General features: G+C 72.5%; 20 protein-coding genes. 11 read left to right on the forward strand and 9 right to left on the reverse strand.

Features of this window, described 5'->3' with window-relative positions:
* Positions 1–18: 18 nt before the first annotated feature.
* The 4 genes from ACQEV1_RS42505 to ACQEV1_RS42520 are packed head-to-tail and all read left to right on the forward strand — an operon-like array spanning position 19 to position 2,934.
* On the forward strand, positions 19–363 hold the full coding sequence (locus tag ACQEV1_RS42505; protein WP_285573326.1) for a lycopene cyclase domain-containing protein: 345 nt from the start codon (positions 19–21) through the stop codon (positions 361–363).
* A complete protein-coding gene (locus ACQEV1_RS42510; RefSeq protein WP_433402345.1) occupies positions 360–680 on the forward strand; it encodes a lycopene cyclase domain-containing protein in 321 nt (106 codons plus the stop codon). The genes ACQEV1_RS42505 and ACQEV1_RS42510 overlap by 4 nt, the downstream gene beginning before the upstream one ends.
* On the forward strand, positions 677–1,393 hold the full coding sequence (locus ACQEV1_RS42515) for a class I SAM-dependent methyltransferase (protein ID WP_433402348.1): 717 nt from the start codon (positions 677–679) through the stop codon (positions 1,391–1,393). The genes ACQEV1_RS42510 and ACQEV1_RS42515 overlap by 4 nt, the downstream gene beginning before the upstream one ends.
* Positions 1,390–2,934 (forward strand): hydroxysqualene dehydroxylase, encoded by a 1,545-nt coding sequence (locus ACQEV1_RS42520; RefSeq protein WP_433402350.1) that lies wholly within the window; start codon positions 1,390–1,392, stop codon positions 2,932–2,934. Before ACQEV1_RS42515 ends, ACQEV1_RS42520 begins: the two co-directional genes overlap by 4 nt.
* Here the strand turns inward: ACQEV1_RS42520 and ACQEV1_RS42525 are convergent.
* Genes ACQEV1_RS42525 through ACQEV1_RS42535 form a run of 3 tightly spaced genes read right to left on the reverse strand, consistent with a single transcriptional unit; the run spans position 2,907 to position 5,308 of the window.
* Positions 2,907–3,899 (reverse strand): DUF5914 domain-containing protein, encoded by a 993-nt coding sequence (locus ACQEV1_RS42525; RefSeq protein WP_433402353.1) that lies wholly within the window; start codon positions 3,897–3,899, stop codon positions 2,907–2,909. The two genes, ACQEV1_RS42520 and ACQEV1_RS42525, sit on opposite strands and share 28 nt — an antisense overlap.
* A gap of 60 nt (positions 3,900–3,959) precedes the next feature.
* On the reverse strand, positions 3,960–4,568 hold the full coding sequence (locus ACQEV1_RS42530; protein ID WP_285633813.1) for a hypothetical protein: 609 nt from the start codon (positions 4,566–4,568) through the stop codon (positions 3,960–3,962).
* Positions 4,565–5,308, reverse strand: a complete 744-nt coding sequence (locus ACQEV1_RS42535; protein ID WP_433402355.1) for a hypothetical protein — start codon at positions 5,306–5,308, stop codon at positions 4,565–4,567. The genes ACQEV1_RS42530 and ACQEV1_RS42535 overlap by 4 nt, the downstream gene beginning before the upstream one ends.
* 142 nt (positions 5,309–5,450) lie before the next feature.
* Here ACQEV1_RS42535 and ACQEV1_RS42540 point away from each other — a divergent pair, with 142 nt between their 5' ends.
* The 5 genes from ACQEV1_RS42540 (at position 5,451) to ACQEV1_RS42560 (ending at position 10,502) form a co-directional block, all read left to right on the forward strand.
* Positions 5,451–6,899 (forward strand): hypothetical protein, encoded by a 1,449-nt coding sequence (locus ACQEV1_RS42540; RefSeq protein WP_433402358.1) that lies wholly within the window; start codon positions 5,451–5,453, stop codon positions 6,897–6,899.
* A 204-nt stretch (positions 6,900–7,103) separates the two neighbouring features.
* A complete protein-coding gene (locus tag ACQEV1_RS42545; RefSeq protein ID WP_433406080.1) occupies positions 7,104–7,988 on the forward strand; it encodes a helix-turn-helix domain-containing protein in 885 nt (294 codons plus the stop codon).
* A 45-nt stretch (positions 7,989–8,033) separates the two neighbouring features.
* Positions 8,034–8,945, forward strand: a complete 912-nt coding sequence (locus tag ACQEV1_RS42550) for a hypothetical protein (protein ID WP_433402360.1) — start codon at positions 8,034–8,036, stop codon at positions 8,943–8,945.
* Positions 8,858–9,892, forward strand: a complete 1,035-nt coding sequence (locus ACQEV1_RS42555; protein ID WP_433402362.1) for a WD40 repeat domain-containing protein — start codon at positions 8,858–8,860, stop codon at positions 9,890–9,892. Before ACQEV1_RS42550 ends, ACQEV1_RS42555 begins: the two co-directional genes overlap by 88 nt.
* A gap of 40 nt (positions 9,893–9,932) precedes the next feature.
* Positions 9,933–10,502, forward strand: coding sequence for a helix-turn-helix transcriptional regulator (locus ACQEV1_RS42560; RefSeq protein ID WP_433402365.1), 570 nt, complete (start codon positions 9,933–9,935; stop codon positions 10,500–10,502).
* A 482-nt stretch (positions 10,503–10,984) separates the two neighbouring features.
* Here the strand turns inward: ACQEV1_RS42560 and ACQEV1_RS42565 are convergent, their stop codons facing one another.
* Positions 10,985–12,646 (reverse strand): glycoside hydrolase family 99-like domain-containing protein, encoded by a 1,662-nt coding sequence (locus tag ACQEV1_RS42565; RefSeq protein WP_433402368.1) that lies wholly within the window; start codon positions 12,644–12,646, stop codon positions 10,985–10,987.
* 164 nt (positions 12,647–12,810) lie between these two features.
* Here ACQEV1_RS42565 and ACQEV1_RS42570 point away from each other — a divergent pair, with 164 nt between their 5' ends.
* Entirely contained in the window at positions 12,811–13,242 is a 432-nt protein-coding gene (locus ACQEV1_RS42570; RefSeq protein WP_433402371.1) for a hypothetical protein, read from the forward strand.
* On the opposite strand, the gene ACQEV1_RS42575 is transcribed toward ACQEV1_RS42570, so the two are convergent.
* A complete protein-coding gene (locus ACQEV1_RS42575; RefSeq protein WP_433402373.1) occupies positions 13,153–15,903 on the reverse strand; it encodes an ATP-binding protein in 2,751 nt (916 codons plus the stop codon). The two genes, ACQEV1_RS42570 and ACQEV1_RS42575, sit on opposite strands and share 90 nt — an antisense overlap.
* Before the next feature lie 157 nt (positions 15,904–16,060).
* Here ACQEV1_RS42575 and ACQEV1_RS42580 point away from each other — a divergent pair, with 157 nt between their 5' ends.
* Positions 16,061–16,252 (forward strand): hypothetical protein, encoded by a 192-nt coding sequence (locus tag ACQEV1_RS42580; protein WP_285573281.1) that lies wholly within the window; start codon positions 16,061–16,063, stop codon positions 16,250–16,252.
* Here ACQEV1_RS42580 and ACQEV1_RS42585 read toward each other — a convergent pair.
* The 4 genes from ACQEV1_RS42585 to rph form a co-directional block, all read right to left on the reverse strand.
* Positions 16,236–16,628, reverse strand: coding sequence for a PPOX class F420-dependent oxidoreductase (locus ACQEV1_RS42585; protein ID WP_433402376.1), 393 nt, complete (start codon positions 16,626–16,628; stop codon positions 16,236–16,238). The two genes, ACQEV1_RS42580 and ACQEV1_RS42585, sit on opposite strands and share 17 nt — an antisense overlap.
* Positions 16,629–16,672: 44 nt before the next feature.
* Positions 16,673–19,795, reverse strand: a complete 3,123-nt coding sequence (locus tag ACQEV1_RS42590; protein ID WP_433402379.1) for a glycoside hydrolase family 2 TIM barrel-domain containing protein — start codon at positions 19,793–19,795, stop codon at positions 16,673–16,675.
* A gap of 115 nt (positions 19,796–19,910) precedes the next feature.
* Complete coding sequence (locus tag ACQEV1_RS42595; RefSeq protein WP_433402382.1) at positions 19,911–20,351, reverse strand: DUF6010 family protein; 441 nt, start codon at positions 20,349–20,351, stop codon at positions 19,911–19,913.
* Positions 20,352–20,504: 153 nt separating this feature from the next.
* Positions 20,505–23,099: a rifamycin-inactivating phosphotransferase gene (gene rph, locus ACQEV1_RS42600; RefSeq protein ID WP_433406082.1), complete on the reverse strand. Its 2,595-nt coding sequence runs from the start codon at positions 23,097–23,099 to the stop codon at positions 20,505–20,507.
* Positions 23,100–23,143 lie beyond the last annotated feature (44 nt).

The raw sequence follows: 23,143 nt of genomic DNA on the forward strand, positions 1-23,143 counted from the left end.
GCGGCGGAAAGGAACGAGATGGACCATCTGCAGTACCTGGCCCTGCTCGCGGGCTGTGTGGCGGTCACCCTGCCGCTGGAGCTGTCGGGCAGCCGGGTCTACCGGCGGCCCCGGCGGCTCGCCCGCGCCGTGCTCCCCGTCGCCGCGGTCTTCGTCGTGTGGGACGTCGTCGCGATCGCGGCCGGCGTCTGGTGGTACAACCCCCGATACGTCACCGGCATCACCCTGCCGCTGTCCCTGCCGCTGGAGGAGGCGCTGTTCTTCCTGGTCATCCCGGTCTGCGGGGTACTGACGCTGGAGACCGTCCGCAGGCTCGCCCCGCGGCGGCGCGCTCCCGCACAAGAGAAGGAGGACGCCAGATGAGCGGAGTCGGGTACACCGTTCCCGCCGTCGCCTCCGTCGTGGCCGTCGTCGCCCTGGAGCTCGGCCGGCTGCGCACCGGGCTGTTCCGCAGCGGCGCGTACTGGATCACGATGGTGATCGTGTTCGCGTTCCAGGCCGTGGTCGACGGCCGGCTGACCAAGCTGTCCTCGCCGATCGTCAGCTACGCCCCTCACCAGCTGTCCGGCCTGCGGTTCCCGTTCGACATCCCGGTGGAGGACTTCCTCTTCGGCTTCTCCCTCATCACCGCGACCCTGCTCCTGTGGGAACACGCGCGTAAGACCGGAGAGACCCGATGACCCCCCTGGTGCGACGGCGGGTGCCGGAGGCGTTCGACCGCGGCGCGTCCGCGTACGACCGGCTCGTCGGAGCCAACCCCGGCTACCACGCGGACCTGCGGCGGTCCGCCCGCGCGTTCGGCTTCGGCGACCGGCCGGTCCGCCTGCTGGACCTGGGCTGCGGCACCGGCGCCTCCACCGCGGCGCTCCTGGCCGCCGCCCCGAACGCCCGCGTCGTCGGCGTCGACGCCTCGGCGGGCATGCTCGCCCGTGCGCGCGCCAAGCGGTGGCCGGACGGCGTGGAGTTCGTGCACGCGCGGGCCGAGGAGCTGGCGGGCGCCGGGGTCACCGGGCCGTTCGACGGCGTCTTCGCCGCCTACCTCATCCGCAACCTGCCCGACCCGGACGCCGTGCTCGCGTCGCTGTGGTCCCTGCTGCGGCCCGGCGGCCGCCTCATCGTGCACGACTACTCCGTACGCGATCATCCGCTCGCCCGGCTGGTCTGGCACGCCGTGTGCTGGAGCGTCATCATCCCGGCCGGCCGGCTGACCACCGGCGACGCGGGCCTGTACCGCTACCTGTGGCGGAGCGCGCTGGACTTCGACCGGCCGCCGGAGTTCGCCGAGCGCCTGCGCCGCGCCGGTTTCACGGACGTACACGCCGCCACCATGACCGGCTGGCAGCGGGGCATCGTGCACGCGTTCGGCGGCCGGCGACCGGACCCGGCGTCGTGACCGCCGGGCGCGCGCCGGGCGCCGACCGCCGCCGGGTGCACCATCCGCCGCCGCCCGGCGTGCCGGACGCCGGCCGGCTGTCCCGGCGGCCGCGTGCCGTGGTCGTCGGCGGGGGCATCGCCGGGCTCACGGCCGGCGTCGCCCTGGCCGAGCGCGGCGTCACCGTCGACCTGTACGAGCGGGAGAGCCATCTCGGGGGCCGCGCGGGCGGCTGGGACGCCGCGCTGCCGGACGGCACCCGCGTCGGCATGGGCCGCGGTTTCCACGCCTACTTCCGGCAGTACTACAACCTGCGGACGCTGCTGCGCCGCGCCGACCCGGGGCTCGACCGGCTCACCGCCGTGCCGGACTACCCGCTCGTCGACGCGGAGGGCCGTACCGACACCTTCCGCGGCCTGCCCCGCACCCCGCCGTGGAACGCCCTGCTCTTCGCGCTCCGCAGCCCGACCTTCCGGCCGCGCGACCTGCTGCGCCTGAACGCCCGCGCCGCGCTGCCGCTGATCGGGGTCAGCGTCCCCGGCACGTACGAGCGGCTGGACCACCTGGACGCCGAGACCTTCCTCGCCCGGCTGCGGTTTCCGCCGGCAGCGCGCCACCTGGCCTTCGAGGTGTTCTCCCGCAGCTTCTTCGCACCGCCCGGCCGGCTGTCGGCGGCCGAGCTCGCGGTCATGTTCCACCTGTACTTCCTCGGCTCGGCCGAGGGGCTGCTGTTCGACGTGCCCGGTGTGCCGCCGCCCGAGCTGTGGACGCCGCTCGGCGAGCACCTCACCTCCCTCGGCGGCCGCGTGCACCCGGGTACGCCGGTCACGGCCGTCCGGCCCGGCGAGTCCGGGTTCGCGGTGGACGCCGCGGGCGGCACCGTGGACGCCGACGCCGTCGTCCTCGCCCTCGACCTGCCGGGCCTGCGCGACCTGGTCGCCGCCTCACCGGGGCTCGGCACCCCGGCCTGGCGGCGGCGGATCGCCGCCCAGCGGACGGCGCCGCCGTTCCTCGTCCGCCGTCTCTGGCTGGACCGGCCCGTCGCCGCCGACCGTCCCGCGTTCCTGGCGACCGGCGGGCTGCCGCCGCTCGACAACGTCAGCGTGCTCGAACGCTACGACCGGCAGGCCGCGGCGTGGGCCGCCACCACCGGCGGATCCGTGGTCGAGCTGCACGCGTACGCGGTAACGGGCTCACGGGAGGATGCCGCGGAGCGGCTGCTCGACCGCCTGCACGAGCTCTACCCGGAGACGGCGGCCGCCAAGGTGCTCGGCGAGTTCAGCGAGTGGCGCGCCGACTGCCCGCTGTTCGCGCCCGGCACGTTCGCGGACCGGCCCGCCGTGGCCGGACCGGTCCCCGGCCTCGTACTGGCCGGCGACGGCATCCGCGTCGACCTGCCCGTGGCCCTGATGGAACGCGCCGCCACGACCGGCTGGCAGGCCGCCAACCTGCTGCTGTCGGACTGGGGCGTGGCCGGCCATCCGCTGACGACCGTGCCGCTGCACGGGCGGCTGCCCCTCCCCCGGCCGCGGTCTCAGAGCGTTCCGGAGCGCAGCGCGTAGCGGCGTTCGGCGTAGGCCAGGTCGTCGCGCCACAGGCGGGCGGCGGCCCGGCTCATGGCCGGGCGGATCAGCGGGGCCATGGCGCGGGCGGCCGCGAAGCCCGGCCGGCCGGACGTGGCGACCACCGCCTCGACCACCGCCGTACGCGGGCGGCCGTCGCGGCCCGGCCCCAGGGGCGTCGCGTGGGTCTCCACCACGCTTCCCTCACCCTCGCCCTCGACGATGCGCATCAGGACGGTGCGAGGGTCCGGGCAGAGGAACTCCGCGAGCACCGGGACGCCCAGCCACGGCCCGACCCGGAAGGTCACCCGCACCAGGAAACGGTCGTCCGTCTCGTCCGGCGTGGACTCGACCCGCAACCGGGTGAAGGAGTACGGGTGGAACCAGGCGCCGTGCCAGGGGTCGAGGCGGTTCGCCACCACGTCGCCCGGTTCGCAGACGCCGACCATGCGGGCGACCGCCCCCACGCCGCCGGCCAGGCGCGGCCGGGCGGCGGCCACCGGCACGTCGAGCGGGGTCTCGCCGCCGGCCCGGTCGTGGCGTACCCACACGAGCACGCCGTCGTCGTACGCGGGCAGGGTGCGCCACTCCCCGGTGCCCTCGGCGGGCAGCCGCAGGCCGTGCCACCGGCACGTCAGGCAACCGTCGATGACGCGCCCCTCGGCGAGCCGCGCGCCGAGATGCGGGCACGCGCCCGGACCGGCCACCGGCCGCCCCGTACGGTCACGCCACAGGACGACCTCGCGTCCCGCGACCTTCGTGCCGAGCGGCCGGTCGGCGCGCACGACCCGGCTCGACGCCACGACGAACCAGTTGCCCGACGGCCGTGCCTGGGCACGCTTCAGCGCCGCCGTGATCAGCGCCGGGTCGGCGTCGTCCGCGGTCGGTGTCTGCGCCGACCACCGCCCACGGGGCACGGTGCGCAGCGGCCACCGTCCGGGACGCAGGGGCTGGTCGTCGGCCATCGGTCCACGCTCTCTCTCGGCGGAATGCCCACAAGGTCACTCTGCCCCGTACGGACCGTTTCAACGGGGTTGCGACTGCCGGCTTCGCGCCCGCCCCACGCGCCGTCCGGCCAGCGGGTCGCGGAGCATCAGGGTGGAGCCGTCCGTGAAGTCGACGCGGATGATCTGCACCGGCGGCACGCTGCGGCCGGCGTACGGGGCCGAGTAGCCGAGCACGGAGCCGGACGGCTGCTCGGCGAACGTCTGGAACAGCGGTTCGCCGGGGGCCGGGGTGTGGAAGAGCCTGGTCGTGTAGATCACGGCGACCCGGTGACTGGTCAGGACCAGGCGCGCCTCGCCGCGGCTGTGCGCGAGGTGGTCGCCGAGTCGGACGGCCTGCTGCTCCGCGTGCGCGGCCTCCACGACGAAGGCCACGGTCGGATCGTCGGTCCAGTGGTCCGGCTCGACGTCCGCCGGCAGCGGCCAGCGGCACCGCCCGAGGTCGAGTTCGGGCACCGGGCCGAGGGGCTCGTACGGGAGCCGGAAGTCGGTCCCGATCCGGGCCGCGACGTACCCGCGGATCGGGGCGCAGCCGAACAGCAGCCGCTCGCCCGGCCGGATCCAGTGCTTGGGCAGCTCACGCTCGACGATCTCGTCGTCCTTGTCGTGGCCGCGCTGTACCGGGGTCATCGGCCGCTGACCAGGACCGCGAGATGCTCGATCATCGCCGGGTCGGCGGCGGGCAGCAGGAAGTCCAGGCCCGAGCCGTCGGCCAGCACCACGCGCAGGCAGGGCACGGTGCGGCGCCCCTGGGCCCGGGTGTCCGGCCCGACGCTGACGATCCGCTCGCGGGCGAACTCCTGGACCGGCGACCACTCGGGCAGGGCGAGCGGCTCGCCCTCGATGTTGTCGCCGTACCGCTCCCGGGAGTCGGCGAGGATCCGCCCGATGTCCCGTCCGGTCTCGACCAGGCCCTTGCCGAATCCCGCCGCCCGCCTCGCGAGCGACCGGTTCTCCTTCTTCTTCGGCGGGTCCGGGGGCGGCGCGACGGCGAGCACGCCCAGGCGGTGGGCGGTGAGCGCCCACAGGCGCCGGCCGCTCGTGCCCGGCGTGCCGAATTCCGTCGCGGCCCGGTGGGCCAGGCAGCCGGGCGCGGGCCCGAAGACGATCAGGTCGGGCGGCGGCGGCCGGTCGCCGCTCTCCCCGCCCTCGTCGTCGCCGAGCATGACCTCGACGCCGTCGAGCAGGAAACCGCCGAAGCCTTCCGCGCCCCGCCGCAACAGGCTCTTGTGGGGCTTGCCGTACGGGTCGTGGCCCGGCAGGTCGAAGTAGAAGACCCGGCGGTACGCCGCCCAGAGCAGTTGTTCGTCCGGCCGGCAGAACCGGTGCCGTGCGGCGGTGGCCGCGCCCAGCGGTTCGGACATCGCCATGCCGCCCACAGTAGCCGGAATGATCACGGCGGCTTGCGACGGTCGCACGGACGTTGAAGTGTTTTGTTGCTCATGGTGGCTTTTGCGAATTAAGGCGCTCATCATACGGATGCCCTCTCGTTTCTCCCCGCCAGGAGGCACCGTGCAGCGTCCCTTGTTCCGCCGCGCCAGACGCACGTTGATCTGGTTCGCCGCGCTCGTCCTGACCGTTTCCGTCAGCGCACCGGCCGGCGCCGCGCCGCGCACGGCGGCGCCCGCGGCCACGACGCACCGGATCCTGTTCGACAACACCAAGGCCGAGACGGCCGGGAACGCCGACTGGATCATCAGCACCAGTCAGCCCGACCCGCTGCAGCAGGACGCGTCACCGCAGGCCGAGACCGACTGGACGGGCGCGCTGTCCTCCTGGGGAGTGGCGCTGCAGAAGACCGGCCAGTACACCCTCGACACGCTCCCGGCCGGCAACACGATCACGTACGGCAACACGTCGAGCGCGCTGGACCTGTCGCACTTCGACGCGTTCGTGCTGCCCGAGCCCAACGTCCAGCTCACCGCCGCGGAAAAGACCGCGGTCATGCGTTTCGTGCAGAACGGCGGCGGGCTCTTCCTCATCTCCGACCACACCGGCAGTGACCGCAACAACGACGGCTGGGACTCCCCCAAGATCCTGAATGACCTGCTGACGAACAACGGCGTCGACGACACCGACCCGTTCGGGTTCTCGATCGACAGCCTGAACATCACCACCGACGACCCGGTGGCGATCCACGACGGCTCCAACCCGATCCTGAACGGCCCGTTCGGCACGGTCACCGGGAGCATCCTGCGGAACGGCACCACCTTCACGCTCCACCCGGCCGACAACCCGAACGTGCGCGGCCTGGTCTGGCTGACCAGCGCGAACCCGTCGGGCACCACCGGGGCGTTCCTGGTCAGCAGCACGTTCGGCAGCGGGCGGGTCGCCATCTGGGGCGACAGCTCCACCATCGACGACGGCACCGGCCAGTCGGGCAACACCCTGTACGACGGCTGGAACGACCCCGAGGGGACCGACGCGGCCATCGCCCTGAACACGACCGCGTGGCTCGCCGGTTCCGGCGGCGGCACGTCCGGCGGCGGAGGCGGAACCCAGCTGCTCGGCAACCCCGGCTTCGAGACCGGGAGCGCGGCGCCCTGGACCCAGACCGCCAACGTCGTCTACAGCGGCACGAAGGAACCGGCACGCTCCGGATCGTGGGACGCCTGGCTCGACGGGTACGGCACGACGACCACCGACACCCTCGGCCAGCAGGTCACCATCCCCGCCACCGCCCGCTCGGCGACCCTCTCGTACTGGCTCCACGTGGACACCGCCGAGACCGGCACCACGGCGTACGACACGCTGAAGGTCCAGTTGCTGAACTCGTCCGGTGCCGTCCTGGCGACTCTCGCCACCTACTCCAACCTCGACCACGTGAGCGGATACGTCCAGCACAGCGTCAGCCTGAACGCCTACGTGGGCCAGACGGTCACGGTGCGGTTCACCGGCGCCGAGGACTACCAGAAACAGACCTCGTTCGTCCTCGACGACACCGCCGTCACGACGTCCTGAGACGTACGCGCGTCCCCGAGCCGTCCCCTCCGGGCTCGGGGACACGACGGCTGAGGAGTGCAGGGCGTCGTGCAGGAACGCCGAGGCGACCGGATCGGCCGCCGGTTCTTCGGCTTCGACTGGTGTGGACGAGGGCGATTCGTCCTTCATGCAGGTTGACACCCCTCCACGTCAACGGTTCTACTGAGGACCGTGTCCACTGTTATGGAGACCAAAGCGACTCCTTCCACAGCAGTCAACGCCGCGCCGTTCCGGACACACGTGGACTCCGCCCGCGTCGGCCCGATGTCCGTGGCCCGGATCCGCGGCGTCTTCCCCCAGACGGCGTACGAGATGCGCCGGGTCGTCTCCGCCGAGCGCGGCCGGTTCGCGGTGGCGCTGTATCGGAGCGGCACGGCGCACGTGGCGCAGGACGGCCGCCGCTTCCAGGCCGGCCGCGGCGACCTCGTCGTCCTCGACACCGGCAGGCCGCATGAGCTCTCGATGGCCGGTGCCTGCGACATCGTCGTGATCGAGCTGCCGCACGGCATGCTCGGCGCGAACGCCGACCTCGTCGGCCGCCACGTCGCCACCCCCCGGCGGTGCGACCACGGTGCCTGGGCGGTCCTCGCCGCCTTCCTGTCCGGCCTGGCCGATCGCATCGACGGCCTCGTCGGCATGCCGGACATCCACCTGGCGGACGCGCTGGTCTCCCTGATCGTCGCGGCCTTCGCGGAGCCGGCGCCGGAATCGGCGGAGGCCGGCGACGCCATGACCGACCAGATCCTCGCCCACACCCTGGCGAACCTCAGCGACCCGGCCCTGTCCGTCGATTCCGTCGCCCGGCGCCACGGCATCTCCCCGCGCTACCTCCACCAGCTGTTCCAGCGGCGCGACCTCACCTTCGCCGCCTGGGTCAGGCACGAACGGCTCATCCGCATCCGCCGGGACCTCATGGATCCCGCGCTCGCCACCCGGACCACCGCGGTGATCGCCGCTCACTGGGGGATCCATGACCACGGGCATCTCAGCCGGGCGCTGAAGAAGGAGTTCGGACTGACCGCGGCCGAGTTCCGCCTCATGGCACGGGCCGACCGGCACAACGCGTGACCTGCCTGGTCGCGGTGCACGGAATGGCGACCCACGGGGATCACGGTGTCCGTCCTCTGCCTGGCGCCGCCCGTCGTCGAGGCGCTGGACCCGTCCGGGTTCGCGGACGTCGAAACGGGACCGATCCCTCCGGACAGCGCGCTGCGGGAGCTCGCCGTCGAGCCGGGCGGCACACTGACGGTCGGCTGGAACGCGGCCGTACCGCCGGCGCTGGGCACCGCCTTCCGGATTCTCGACGCGCTCGTACGGCAGGTCAGCGACGGCGCGCTGCGGTCCACCGCCGACGCGCTCCCGCCGGTCGTGCACCGGCGCGTGCCCGAACTCCGGCGGCGCGCCACGTCCGCCGGGGCGGCGGCGTTCGGCACCGTCGGCGGGCGGCCCGCGTACGCGATCCTCGACGGCGACGGCGCGGTCTTCTCCGGGCACGACCGGACGGCCCTGTCCACCGGTGGCCAGGCTCCGCCGCGAGCCCCGGCCCTGACGAGCGGGGACGGCGACCTCCTCGCGACGGCCGGCGACGACGGGGCGATCAGGGTGTACGACGCGCATACCGGCCGGCCGCCGCACGCCCGCGCCGGTCATGACGGCCCGGTGACCGCGGTGGCGGCGGCCGCGTTCGCCGGCCGGCGGGTGGTGCTGTCGGCCGGGGACGACGGCGACGTACGGATGTGGGACGCCGAGACCGCCGACGACCTCGGGTCCGTCTCCCTCGGGGACGCCGGGGTGACCGGCCTCTGCCACGCCCGCGTCGCGGGCCGCGCCCTGGTCTGCGCGGGCGCCGACGACGGCGTCATCCGGGTGTGGAGCGCCGATGACCGCGACGTCATCGGCACGCTGCGCGGTCACTCCGGCCGGGCGGCGCGCTCGCCATGGACGGCGACCTGCTGGCGTCGGGTGGCGCGGACGGGACCGTACGGCTGTGGGAGCTGCCCGCCGGACGGGAGCTCCACGCGCTGACCGGGCACGATGACAGCGTCACCGGCGTGGCGCTGACCAGGGCCGGGGACCGTACGCTCGCCGGCTCCTGCTCACTCGACGGAACCGTCCGCACCTGGGACGCGCGCACCGGCGAACCGCTGGCCGCCCGGCCCGCGCGGAGCGACTGGCTCGCCGCCATCGCCTTCTCCGGCACCGACGACGGACCGGCCGTCGTGACCGCCGCGACCGACGGCGGCGTACGCCTGTGGGCGGCACTGACCGGCGATCCGATCGCCGTGCTCGCCGACGGACCCGCCCCGAGCGCCGTGGCCTGCGGTCGCCGCCTGGTCGCGGCCGGCCACAAGGACGGTTCGCTGCGCCTCTGGAGCGACGGGACCCTCGCTCGTACGATCCCCGCGTCCGGCGGAGCGGTCACCGCGGTCGCGTTCGGGCCCGGCGGCCTCATCTGCGGTACGGACGAGGGCGCGGTGCGGGTGCACGATCTCGACAGTGGCGAGGAGGTTCGGACTCTGACGCCGCACACCGCGCCGGTGTTCGCCCTGGCGTTCGCCGGCGACCTCCTGGTGTCCGGCGGCGCGGACGCCACCGTACGGACCTGGGACGCGCGGTCCGGCGTCCCCCGCGACCGGATGCTCGGCCACACCGGACCGGTCGCGGCCGTGGCGGCGGGCGACGCCGGCGGGCGCACCGTGCTCGCCTCTGCCGGATACGACCGGGTCGTCCGGACGTGGGACGCCGCGTCCGGCCGGCCGCCGCTCGCCCTTCACGGCCACCTGGCCCCGGTGTACGCGCTGGCGTTCGGCGGCGGCCTGCTCGCAATCGCTATGCGCTCTCATCGGGCGCGCGGGCGGGGTGATGAACTTCCCGAGTGCAATCCCCATCGTGCAGTGCTCAGAGCACGTGCCAGGACCCAGGCCGCATTTCCAGGTTGTTCGAAAAGTTCGACCCGCGTGCGGCGCGGGTGACAGGCTTCTCATCGCCCTTCTCGTCACCTCTGAAGGCGTCATGGTCACATCTCCGGTCGGCTGTCACGACGACCTCGGGCTCGACGACTACCGGCGCATCGTGAACGTCATGGACACCGTCGCCGGCGCGACGAGCCACACCGACCTGCGCGATCGCCTGCTGCGCTCGCTGGCGCGGGAGTTCGGCTGGACCGGCGCGTACCTGCTCGACGGCGACACGGCGTCCCGGCCCGCCGCCGGATCGGCCGGCACCGCGCTGCGGATCCGCGTGGCGGCGAACCCCGGCATCACCGCGACGATCGTCGTGCCGCTGGCCAGCGGACGCGACGCCGGACCACGAGAGCGCACGGTCGCCGACCGGCTCGGCCGGTTGCTGGCCCCGTCCTTCCGCGCCCACTTCACGGCCCACCCGCGCCCGGGCGCCGAGTGGTCCCTGACCGAACGCGAATGCCAGATCGCCGAACTCGTCGCCGCCGGAATGACCAACCGCGAGCTGGCGGAGCGCCTGCACGTCACCGTCGACACGGTGAAGAAGCACCTCACCAGCGTGCTGAGAAAGACGGGCTGCACCAGCCGCACCTGCCTGGCCGTCCTATGGCGCCGCACTTGAGCCGGACCTTCGGCCAGCGTTGGCGCGGCGTCGTATGCCGCGCCCATCGGAGTGCCCTGACCTGGAGACCGGTCCGGCGCGACCGATCGCCCGTGCTCGTACGACCTTCGCCACCGTCACCGGTCGGAGACCGCCCGGAACCGGCCGCGGGCGGCGGGCCGGGAGGCGAAGCGTCCGCGGTACGCCGCCGCGCGGCAGGGGACCCGGTTCCGGGCGGCCTCTCACTCAGACTCAGAAGTCGCGGTTGCGCATGGCGTGCCTCCCCTCCCGACCAGGGTTCCTTGCCCGGAGGGTCTCCCTGACCTCACTCGAGAAGCGCCGCCGCGCGGCAGGAGATCGGGCTCCGGGCAGCCTCTCGCTCAGACTCAGGCGTCGCGGTTGCGCATGGCGTGCCTCCCTCCCGACCAGGGTTCCTTGCTCGGAGGGTCTCTCCCGATGTCATACCAAGAGCGACATTTCAAGAAATCTCGTAAGCCGGCGGGTCAGGAGGCGCAGCCCGAGCCGAGCAGGTGCAGTTTCGCCTGAATGGCAGCGAGATAGGCGCAGCCGTCCCGCTTGTTCGGCTCGATGTGGCCGCCCTCGTGCCACTCGTTCCACGCGTACACCAGGACGAAATTGTCGACGGCCGGGGGCCGCGCCGAGGCGTCGATGTCGGACTGGACGTTCGCCAGCAGGGTGCCGAAGCGGTCGATCGAGTGGTCGTCGTACCAGTGGAAGGACGCTTCGAGCTGCTGCTCGGTCGCGTTCGCGCCGGGGTCGGCGATGGCGATGCCGTCCCGCGGCCGGTCGTCGAAGCCCGAGGAGGCGCAGCGCATGAGCGTACCGGGGAAGTTCGCGAAGTACGCGCGCTGGTTGTCGGCGTAGTGCTGGAAGGACCGGGACGTGTCGTACTGTCCCTGGCACTGGGTGCCGTCGAAGCCGCTTGCACCCGCCGGCACGCCGAGGTCGGCGTTGAGGGTGATCAGCAGGTCCTCGCCGTACTCGTTCCGCGCCTCGGTGCGGAGCGCGTCGGTGAACCGCTTGGTCGCCTCCGCGTCGACGGACGTCGCGGTGCCGTCACCGATCCCCCGGGTGTCGCAGACCTGGATCATGGGGCGGCCGTCGTTGGCGCGCAGGTAGTTCGGCTGCCCCAGATACTCGTCCGCGATGGTCTTGGCGGCCTTGTCGATCTGGTCCTCCGGCAGGTGCAGGGACACGTCGCCGTTCGACCACGGATGCAGGCAGGGCATGACGCTGAAGTCCATGCTCGACCGGTTGGCGGCCTTGAGGAACGCCTTCAGCCCGTCGATGTACTGCTCGGCGCCGCCTCCGGCGGGATTCCAGTACCAGTAGAAGGTGAAGTAGGACAGCCCGGCGGACGAGGCGGCGGAGATCTGCTTCTCCAGCGTGGCCGGCTGGGAGTCGTCGTAGTAGCCGATCGACGGTTCCAAGTCCGAGAAGTCGGTCTGGGGCCAGTGCCACCGGTTGACCGGGACGCCGGAGCCGGCGAAGTCCCGTACGCCGCCCCACCAGTCCCCGTCGCGCCCGTAGACGGACTTGACGTGCGCCATGAGGTCCTGGTTGCCGTCGGCGTCGAAGCTGCCGAAGTAGATCGCGCCCACCTGGTCGTAGGTCGGGTACACGTAGCCGAGCGGCCCGTCGGTGCGGTAGCCCTTCGCCGTGAACGCGGCGCGCTGCGCCTCGGGCACGACGCGCCATTCCGATCCGTTCGACATCCGCCACAGCTCGTCCGTGCCCGGCTGCTGCGAGGCGGCGGCGTAGCCGACGATCCCCTCGCAGTCATAGCCTCCGGACTGGTCGAGCGTGTCGCACTCCTGCTTGGAGGCGCTCAGCAGGTACGTCGGCTTCGCCAGAACACGGATCCGGTAGATCGGCTGCGAGCCGCTGAAGGGCTGGGCCCGCAGGTAGCCCAGCCGGGTGTGCTGGAGGCTCATTCCGCTGCTCGCGGCGCTGTTCGCCTCGGCCTCGTTCAGCGTCCAGAACCAGCCGGCGTTCCCCGCGGTGCGCAGCTCCAGCAGCGGCACCGGACGGGTCACCTTGCCCTGCTGGTCCGCCGCGTACGCCCGGTCTCCGGGACGTACGACGACGACCGCGACGGCGACAAGCAGCGCCAGCGCGACGACGGCCCGGCGTATGTACGGCACGAAAGTCCCCCTGCCGAAGGAGAGGCCCCAAAAGACAGTCCGACAGACTGACACGCCAATTACAGAAAGGTCAATTAGCCAAAAGTGGAAGATCTACCACCAATTTCTGCCAATCACCAGGCACTCTTCCGTTCTCGACGCGGGTGTCCGCTAAGTTCCTCTCTGTGACCGGAAAGACGACGCCCCAGCAGAGAAGAGCGCGGTGGCTCGCGCCGGTCATCGTCTGGGGTTCGCTGTCGGTCGGCGGCCTCATCGTCCTGGCGCCCCCGCTCTGGACGTACGCGCTCGGCGAACCCACGGTCGCGAGGGTCGAGTCCTGCGAGACGTCGGTCCACGTCGACCAGCACGGCAACGGCCACGACGAGACGACCTGCCACGGCTCGTGGACGGCCGGCGGCGCACGGCGGTCGGGCACCATCGACGGCGCACACCGGGGCCTGGTCCACCAGGACGTCCGCGTCCGCGCCCGCGGCGACAGCGCGGCCACCACGAGCACCGTCGGCAGGTCACTCGCGGCCTGCGGCATCGCGGCCGTCATCGGTGTCGTCGCCCACATCGCCTGCTACCGCGCCCTCGCCGGCGGGGCGCGGCGGTGAGGGTGCCTCGCCGGAGGACGGCGGACGCCCGGGCTCGGTGAGGACGAGGAAACGGAAGCCCTCCCAGGCGTACCCGTCCAGATGCCGGAAGTCGCCCCGGATGACGTCGTCCGGCAGCCGCGCGAGCCACCGGAACCGGTTCTTGTCCGACCGGCCGAAGCACCCGGGGATGTGCGGCGTCCTCGTCCCGGTGCCGGGCGGAACGTCGCCGGCGTCCGGCCGGACGCCGAGTGCCTCCAGGGAGTCGCTCGCCCGGTCCAGGGCCCGGCGCGCCCGGGTGAGGTCGCCGACCGCCAGCAGGCCCCGGCCGAGCGCCCGGGTCGCGTACGCCAGGCGCAGCGGCTCGCCCTGCCGCTCGAAGAGATGCATGGCCCGCGTCGCGCATCGGACGACGGCGCGGCCGTAACAGGCCGGGCAGATGCTCAGGTACAGCACGCTGAGGTCGAGCAGTGCCACGGCCTGTCCGTGGTGGTCGTCCCGCTCCCGGGCCAGCCGGAGGGCGTGGCAGAGGTGCCAGATCCCGCAGCCGCCGTACCACACCGGATTCCAGCCCAGCAGGACGAGCGCGAGGTTGATCCGGGCCTGCGTCAGGCCGCCGGCGTCCTGAAGGTGTTCGAACACCTCGATGGCCCGTACGAGCGACGCGGCCGCCTCCTCGTACTCCTCCCGCATCCGCAGCGCGTCGCCCAGCGCGCAGAGCGACTGGGCGGCGCCGAGCAGGTCGCCGGCGTCCGAGCAGATGCGCAGGTCGTTCCGGTGGCACTCGACGGCCCTGGCGTAGTCGCCGAGGTTGAAGTACACGAGGCCGAGGTCGTGCCAGGCGTTCCCCTCCGCCGGGCGGTCCGGCGCCAGGTCGAGCGCCCGCCGCAGCTGCCGCTCCGCCTCCTCGTACCGCCCGGCGGCCCGGCAGGCGTTGCCGAGCGACAGCGCGGCCGGCGGTACGCGCTCGGGCTCCAGGTGCCCGGCGGCGTCGAGGGCCAGGCGGGCGCAGGCGACCCACTCGTCGGTGTGGCGGCGGAACTCCAGGTAACGGGCGAGCCTGACGGCCGGCTCGTACGCCCGGCGCCACAGTCGCGCCTCGTGGGCGGCCGCGACGGCGGCGGCGACGTTGCGGTGTTCGGCGTCGAACCAGTCCAGCGCCTCGGCTCGGGAGGCGAACCGGTTGACGTGGAAGAGGCGGAGCGTGCCGGGGGCGGCGAACCGCCGGTCGGCGTCGGTGGCGGCGCTCTCGTAGTGCTCCAGCAGCCGGTCCAGCGCGCCGCGATACCGTCCGGCGTCGGCGCGGGCGTGTTCGGTCGCGTAGAGGCGGACGAGGTCGTGCATGTCCCACCGGCGACCCGGATGTCCCCGGATCAGGTGGAGACGGGTCAGGTCGGCCAGGAGCCGTTCGGCCTCCGGCGGCGTCCGGTCGAGGACCACGGCGGCGGTGTCCGGCCCGAAGTCCGGGCCGGGGACCACGCCGAGCAGGTCGAAGGCCCGGCTCTGCTCCTCGCCGAGGCGCGCGTAGGACAGGTCGAACGCCGCGCGGACGCCGAGGGCACGGCCCTGCTCGTCGACGTCGTCGTACCGCAGCCGGTCGAGCCGGTCCCGTGCCTCGCCCAGCGCGGCGACCTCGGCGGACAGCGACCGGTGCGGGTCGTCGAGGAGCAGCGCCGCGACGATCCGCAACGCCAGCGGCAGCCGCCCGCACAGCTCGGCGAGCCGCTCCGCGTCCCCCGGGCCCGCGGCCACCCGGTCGTCGCCCGGAACGGTACGCCGCAGCGCCCGGTCGAGCAGGCGCACCGACTCCCCGGCGTCGAGCGGCGTCAGGCCGACCCGGTGTGCCGCGAGGCTGGAGAGCGTGTTGCGCGACGTGACGATCACGTGGTGCGGCGGGTCCGGGAGCAACGGCGAGATTTGGCCGGCGGACGCGACGTTGTCCAGCACGATCAGCAGCGGGCTGCCCGCCGAACCGGCGAGCGCGGTCCGCCACCGCCCGACGGGCTCGGGCGGGGCGTCGCCGGGCTCCGGCTCTGCCACGCCGAGCATGCGCAGCAGGCGTTCGGCGGCGCTTCCGGCCTCCAGCGGCCGGCCCTGGCCGAAGCCTCCTAAGTCGAGGAAGAGGATCCCCCCGGAGAAGCGGCCGGCCCGGTGCGCGGCATGCACCGCGAGCGCGGTCTTGCCCACGCCGCCCATGCCGGTGACCGCCGTGACCGTGCCGTCCGTGCTCCGCAGGCGCTCCGCCAGCTCCGCCAGGGCGGCGGCACGGCCGGTGAAGCCCGCCGGGTCGGGCGGCAGCGTCATCGGCCGCGGTGCGGAGCCGCCGGTGGCGCGGACCGTCCTCGTCCGGCGGGGCCGGCCGCCGCGGTTCGCCCGCTTCTCCTCGCGTGCCCGCGCGAGCGCGTTCTTCCAGCCGTCGGGGAAGTGCGCCGACGGGTCACCCCCACGCTCGCGCACCTCCTGCCGGAGGTATCCCACGATCTGGGAGAACGCGCGCTCGGATCGCTCCGAGGGGATGTTCGTCCCGGTCAGCCAGCCGTGGATGGTCGCGTCGCTGGTCGTGACGGGCGGCTTCTGGGCGCGGCAGTGGCGGACGAGACGGTCGAGCGTCGGGCGGCCCGCCGCATGGTGCAACGACCTCAGCTCGGCGGAGAAGCGCTCCACCGCACCGCCCGTGCCCATCGGCTCCCCTCGCCCGGAAAACCGGAGATCTCCCGTCCGGCCAGGGTAGTCGGGGCCGTCGCGCCTGACGATGGATCGCCGGAAACCCTTCGGACGTGGCATTCAGTAGGTCCCCGGCGGGCGAGAGTTCCCGCCTCATTCCCAGGGAGGTCTCCCGATGCTCGCACTGCTCCGTCACGTGTACGCGGCGGGCGGCGCCGCCGGCGTGCTCTACGCGCTGACGGTCGCCGTCACCGCCATCACCTCCGTCGCCGCCCCCACGCCGCGGCGCCGCAAGGACGCCCGTACGACGCTCCGGCTGCTCCTGCCCCGCGGCGCCACGCGCCGGCGAGTCACCCCGTCCCGGTGACGGACTCCGGCTCGATGACGAAGATGACGCGGGCCTGGTCGCGGCCGCCGTACCAGGGGTAGGGCCGGCCGAGGTACCGCTGGGCGAGCTCCTCGATGTGGGCGGCCGCGCCCTCGGTGGTGACCTCCAGCACGCGGCCGCGGATCTGGACGTAGCGCGACGGCCGGTCCGGGTCCGCGACGGCCACGGCGACCCGCGGGTCACGCTCGATGTTCCGGGTCTTCACGTGGGTCTGGACGCTGTTGATCAGAACGTGCTCGCCGTCGGTGTCGACCCAGGTCTGGGTCACCTGCGGCGAGCCGTCGGGCATCGTCGTGGCGAGGTAGCAGGTGCTCGGCCGCCGCAGCAGCGTGCGCAGATCGTCGTTGAGCTTCACGGCCGGTCACTCTGGCCGAGCCGGGTGGACCGGCGCAAGCGCGGTCAGTCTCCCGGGAAGCGGAGTTCGGCGATCTGCAGGAAGCCGTCCGGCGTGCCGGGGGCGCGGCTCGCCAGGTCCAGTCGCACGCTCGTCGTACGGACCGGGTCGAAGGTGATCTCGGTCGGCTGGTTCGAGCCGGTCGCCCACGTGATGCTCAGGTTCCGCACCGGGACGTACCGGCCGTCGCGCAGGTACGACACGGCGACCGACGCCGGCAGCGCGCGACCGGCGCCGACGGTGAAGTACGGCGTGACGCCGCCGAGCGTGCGGGTCTTCGGCCAGGTCACCGACACCCACTCGCGCGGATGCGCCAGGCTGTACGCCGGCAGCAGGGCCGTGGCGGGCTTGTTGTAGTAGTTCGACCAGCCGCCCGACTCCGTGTCGCCGTCCAGCAGGGCGGCCGGGAGTGTGCCGGGCGCGCCGGAGTAGCTCGCGTCCGCGGTCACCGTCGGGGCGGCGGCCGGAGCGGCCCGCACCGGCACGGGCGCCGCGACGGTCGCGCCGGGTGTGCCGCCGGTGGCGTGGATGACCGTGGACGCCGGGTGCAGGCCGGCGCCGGTGACCGTCACCGTGATCGGACCCGGTGCGGTCCCGGACCGTACGATCGCCAGCGCCTTGCCGTTGAACGCGGCGCGGACCGGCGCCTTGTAGTTCTCCGCGCTCTCCTCCTGCCCGTTGTCCAGCCCGGCCAGCGAGCCGCCGGTCACGGTGAAGCGCAGCGAGTCGTCCGCGCCGGGCACGGTCACGCCGTGCGCGTCGACGACGTCCGCGGTGACGTAGGACAGCGACCGGCCGTCCGCGTCGATCGTCCGGCGGTCCGGTGACAGGCGGACCGTGTACGGCGCGCCCGCCGTCTTCAGCACGTCGGTCGCCACGACCTTCCCGTCGCGGGTGGCGACCGCCTTCAGCGTGCCCGGCTCGAACGGGACGTCCCAGGTCAGGTGCAGCTTGCCCGCGCTGCCGTTCGGGCTGGTGTAGCTGCCCGGGTACGGCCCCGAGGTCACGGTCTTGTCGTCGTGGGTCGCCTCCGTCGTCTCCAGGTACCCCCGGCCGTCCGTGGTGGTCTTGTGGTCGAACCGGCGGGTGCCCAGCGACCGGCCGTTCAGGAACAGCTCCACGGTGTCGGCGTTGGAGTACGCCCACACCTGCACGGGGTCGCCGCGCCGGTGGTCGGTCCAGTTCATCGGCAGCAGGTGGACCATGGGCGCGGTCGTCCACTGGCTCCTGAACAGGTAGTACATGTCCTTGGGGAAGCCGGCGGTGTCCACCGCACCGAAGAAGGAGGCCTTGACCGGGAACACGTTGTACGGCGTGGGCTCGCCGATGTAGTCCATGCCCGACCACAGGAACTCCCCGGCGTACCAGGCGCGGTCGCGGTCCTTCTTCAGCCCGTACTCCCCGCTCATCGTCCACGAGGCGAGGTTGTTGTCGTAGGAGGAGGCCCCGCGTTTGCCCGGCGTGTGGTTCTCGCCGGTGTTGAGCTGCTGAGGGTCCTGGTAGACGCCGCGCGTGGAGGTCTCCGAGGACGACTCGGACTCGAAGAAGAACTTGTCCGGATAACGGGCGTGCAGCCCGTCGATCGAGGCCGCGGTGTTGTAGTTGAGGCCGATGCCGTCGAGCATCCGCAGGATCTGGTCCTGGGCCGATCCGGGCGCCGGCACGCTGCGGTACTTGTCCGACCCCATGACGATCGGCCGGGTCGTGTCGACCGCCCGGACGTCGGCGATGAGCCGCCGCGCGATCGGCACGCCGACCGTGACGGAGGTCGAGTCGGGGATCTCGTTGCCGATCGACCACATCACGACGGCCGGTGAGTTCTTGGCCGCGTTCACCATCTCGGTGATGTCGGCGTCGCTGTTCGCGTCGAAGAACCGGCCGTAGTCGTACTTCACCTTCGGTGTGTGCCAGGTGTCGAACGCCTCGACCATCATCACGATGCCGAGTTCCTCGCAGACCCGCACCATCGCCGGCGACGGCGGGTTGTGCGAGGTGCGGAAGGCGTTGGCGCCCATGCTCTTCATGATCTTCATCTGCCGGTACAGGGCGTCCTCGGTGACGGCCGCGCCGAGCGCGCCTCCGTCGTGGTGCAGGTCGACGCCCTGCAGCTTCATCCGCTGGCCGTTGAGGGAGAAACCGCCGTCCGGGCTGAAGGCGGACCAACGGACGCCGAAGCGGGTCGTGGTCGTGTCCACGGTCCGGCCCGCCACGACGACGTCGGTGCGCAGCGTGTAGAGGTACGGGCGGGCGGTGGACCAGAGTTCGGGGTGATCGACGCGCAGGTCCGCCGCCGCGGTCCCCGCCGACACGCCGGAGGCTCCCCGGGCGACCGTACGGCCGCGGGCGTCCCGTACGGTCGCGACGACCTGCGTGTCCGCGGTCGCGCCGGCGACGTCCGTACGGGCGTGGACGTTCGCGTAGCCCGCCTTCACGGTGTTCGCCAGGTCCGGCGTGGTGACGAAGACGCCGTGCCGCTGGACGTGGACCGGCGCGGTGACGGTGAGGTGGACGTCACGGTAGATGCCGCTGCCGGAGTACCAGCGGCTGCTGGGGAGCTGGTTGCGCACCTCGACCGCGAGCACGTTCGGCGTCGTCCCGTCGGTGTGCGCCAGGTCGGTCAGGTCCACATCGAACCCGGTGTAGCCGTACGCGTGGGCGCCGACCTGCCGACCGTTGAAGTAGATGACCGAGTCCATGTAGACGCCGTCGAACTCCGCGGAGATCCGCCGGCCGGCCATCGAGGAGGGCAGCGTGAAGGTCTTGCGGTACCAGCCGAGCCCGCCCTGCAGGAAGCCGGTGCCGGCGTTGGTGCCGCCGTCGGGCGTCGGGTCGCGCTCGATGCTCCAGTCGTGCGGGAGGTTCACCCGGCGCCACGAGGAGTCGTCGTAGCCCGGATCGGCGACGTGCGCGTAGGCGCCGGTGGGGTCGGTGACGCCTTCCGGGTTGACGAGGGCGAACCGCCAGTCCTGGTCGAAGTCCACGCTCCGCCCGGTGCCGGCCACGTGTTCGGTGACGGCGGATCGCGGAGGTGGCGCGGCGGCCTGCGCCCTGGCGGGGAGGGCGGCGAGGACGAGCGACACGGCCACGAGCAGCCGGGCGGCGAAGGCGGCGCGGAAGGTTCCGGACATCGGTGCCCTTCGGGTGCAGGAGGCGCCTTGTTCGATATTCCGAACAAAGACTCGCATTACGGACACCCGACGATCCGTCAGGTCAGGGCGATCAGTCAAGAGCCCAAATTGGGCATTACGATCGGGCCATCTGCTCCCGAATCCCCGCCGGGCGCTTCGTGCGACGGAACAGCTCACGCGGCGACCGGCCGCCGCCGAAGCACCACAGGGCGATGACCGGGTCGCAGATCGCGCAGCCCAGCGACGAGTCATGGGCGAACGGCAGGATGGGGTGGCCGTTGAGATGGTGGACGACGTCCCAGGCGGTGTGCAGCAGCCAGCCGATGCCGACGAACGTCCACGACTCAAGGCCGCGGTAGGCGACATAGACGAGCAGCGCGCCGAACGCGAGCTCCCAGGCGCCCAGACCGCCGCCGCTGAAATAGGTCGCGCCGGCTCCGGCGATCGTGAGCGCGTTGACGCGCCGCCGGTGCGGTTCGCGGATGAGGGACATCAGCAGGGCGTACGCGACGCCGATGCCGACCGGCGCGATGAACCGCAGGTAGTCCAATGTCATTTTCCAATGCCGTGAGAATTCAGCGCGGAACCGGTGCGCGGAGGGCACCTCCGCGCACCGGAAACCCAAGCTACGCAGGCCGCAGGACCGCCTCCAGCGGCGTGAGTGACACGTCCCAACGGAAAATCGCCAACGGCGGGTTGCGCTCGGGGTTCAGTCGAGGATCTCGACGTATCCGTCGGTTCCGTGAACGCGGATCCGCTGCCCGTCCCGGATCAGCCGGGTGGCCTGCTCCACGCCCACCACGGCCGGCAGGCCGTACTCCCGCGCGATCACCGCCCCGTGCGTCATCAGGCCGCCCACCTCCGTCACCAGCCCGGCGACGGCGACGAACAGAGGACTCCAGCTGGGATCGGTGTACGCGGTGACGAGGATGTCGCCCTCCTCAAGGTCGGCCTGCGCCATGTCCAGGATGACTCGGGCACGGCCCTCGACGGTCCCGGCCGAGACCGGGAGGCCGGCCAGCGCGCCGGGCGGGGCGTCGTCACGCCGATACCGGCCGACGATGACCTCGCCGTCCGACGTGATGACCCGGGGCGGTGTGAGCGCCTCGTACGACCGGAACGCCTCCCGCCTCTCCCGGATGAGTCCGGCGTCCGCGTCGCCCGTTCGCGCGACTTCCCGCAACTCCTGGAACCGGAGGAAGAAGATGTCCTCCCTCTCCCGCAGGACGCCGGACCGGACGAGGCGATCGGCCTCCCGCAGCAACGCCTGCTTGTAGATGAAGTAGCGGCTGACCATGTCGTACTTGGGGTACTCCCGGTATCCGGCGAAGGTGCGGACACGGTCGATCATCCGCTTGGTCTCCTCGGCCTTCTCGTCCCCGTCGGGCAGTGCGCGCAACCGCGTCAGCAGTTCCTGTTCTTTCTGTCGCGCCTCTTGGAGTCCTTGTTCGAAGCGTCGCCTGCCGGCGCCCGGCTCGAAGTTCTTGGCGTTGCCGAGAATGGTGGGGACGAGCGTGGCGGGATGCTCGCTCCAGCGCGTCCTGGTGATGTCGATCTCGCCCGCGCAGCGCATGCCGTACTCGTCGAGGTAGCCCCGGATGGCGTCACGCGCCTCCCGTCCGCCGGGCAACCCGGCCAGCTCGTCCAGGAAGCCGTCGCCCTCCCGGCCTTCGTCCACCACACGCTGCAGGAACGCCATGACGTCCGGGTGCGGCCGGACCATGTCCGCGACGTCGAGGAGCGCCAGCCCCATCTCCGACGTGACGTTGTGGGGGACGGACTGCGTGAGCACGTCGGCCGCGTTCTTCTCGCCCAGCCACGTCTCCAGGTGGTCGTTGAGCCACCAGCTCGCCTCCATCCCCGCCATGATCGCCGGGAGGCTCTGTGGATCGGACCGGACGCGCTTCAGCTCCGCGATGTCGGCCAGGATGAAGTCGAACAGCGCCGGCCCGGACAGATCCTCGATCTCGCGCCGCAGGGTGGCGACGGACTCCTGACTCTGCCGGATCAGGCGGGTGACGATGGCCGGATCGGTCTCGATCGGGGCGGGTGGGTCACCGACGGGTGCGGCGCCGGAATCCTCGTCCTCCGGGAGCGTGCGGACGAAGCCGCGGTCGACGACGGTTCGCAGCGCGTCCCGGATCAGCGGGTCGGACCTCCCCAGAGTGTCGATGAGGCGTACGCGACCCGCGTTCGTCGCCAGCACGGGGGCCACGTCGACGAACAACCGGCCGCCCGCCTCGGGCATCGGATGTGGGGTCGTCAGCTGCCACACGGAGAGTCCCAGCGGCTTCATCGCGTCGGTCATCATCTGCTGGTGACCGACGGAGACGTAGACGTGGTTCTCCTGGTCCTCGGTCGTCGGGATGGGGAACAGGGTGGTGATCGGCCGGCTCTGGACGATGTGGAAGTCGTCGCCGGTCCGGCACCATTCGATGTCCTGGGGCCGGCCGAAGTGCGCTTCGATGCGCCGGCCCAGCCGCACCAGGCGCACGACCTGCGCGTCCGTGAGAGCCGGCTGCGTCTGCCGCCGCGGTTCGATCGGCGTGTCCTGAACACCGCCTCCGGGCGACGCCTGGACGGACCGCTCCTTGGTGGCGACCGTCGTGGTGACGACCTGGTCGTCACGCACCGTGTAGACGTCCCCGGCGACCAGACCGGAGACCAGCGCCTCCCCGAGCCCCCACCCGGCCTCGACGGTGGCGGTCTTCCGGTCCGAGGTCACGGGATCCGCGGTGAACAGCATCCCGGCCGCGTCCGGGAACACCATCTGCTGCACGACCACGGCCATCCGCACTTTCCGGTGGTCGAAGCCATTACGGCACCGGTAGGTCACGGCCCGCTCGGTGAACAGCGAGGCCCAGCACCGCCGGACGTGGCGAAGGATCTCCGTCAGGCCCACGATGTTCAGGTAGGAGTCCTGCTGGCCGGCGAAGGAGGCGGTCGGCAGGTCCTCGGCCGTCGCGCTGGAACGCACCGCGTAGGAGGCGTGCTCCCCGAGCCGGGTGAGCGATTCGCTGATCGCCGCCACGAGATCGTCGGGCATCGCGACGTCTTCGACGACGCGGCGTATCTCGGCGCTCAGGGTGCGGATCGCCTCGCGGTCGTCCGGTTCCACGCGCGACAGAAGGTCGAGCTGAGCGTCGATCGACGGCGCCTCGGCCATGATCCGCTGGAAGGCGTCCGTCGTGACGCAGAAGCCGTCCGGCACGCGGACGCCATCGATTCGCGAGAGCTCGCCGAGGTGTGCCCCCTTTCCGCCGACGTCCGCGACATTCGTCGCGTCGATCTTCTCGAAGCCCATCACGTAGGCCAATTCCGTTGCTCCTTGCGTCGATTCGGTTCGCA

The organism is Actinoallomurus sp. CA-142502 (assembly GCF_050936355.1).
Taxonomy (GTDB): Bacteria; Actinomycetota; Actinomycetes; order Streptosporangiales; family Streptosporangiaceae; genus Actinoallomurus; species Actinoallomurus iriomotensis.